Source organism: Treponema sp. R6D11 (assembly GCF_054786075.1).
In genome coordinates, this window is record NZ_BDHD01001357.1 from 1 (window position 1) to 323 (window position 323).

1 protein-coding gene is annotated in these 323 nt (G+C 45.8%); it reads left to right on the top strand.

The features are described 5' to 3' along the window. Nucleotides 1-323 (top strand): tetratricopeptide repeat protein (locus ACYVTD_RS18740; protein ID WP_461249092.1); only part of this gene is annotated, 323 nt, incomplete at both ends.

Below are 323 nucleotides of genomic sequence, written 5' to 3' on the forward strand. Positions count from 1 at the left end.
GGATTATACGCTTTACGCGCTGGATTCCAGAGCCGCTTCCCTTACCCGCTTTGACCTTACCGGTTACGGGCAGAAAATAAACGACGCGCTTAACGAATACAGGGCTGGACGTTATGAATCTTCCGCGGAACAGTGGGAAGAAGTCTTAAAGATGAACGGAAATTATGATCTTGCCTATATCGGGATTGGCAGGGCCGCGCTTCGTCAGGGCGAATATCAAAAGTCGATGAAATACTACAAATTAAAACACTACCGCGAAGGTTACGGCAAAGCTTATCAGTTGTACCGTAAACAATGGATGGAAGAAAACTTATGGAAAATCC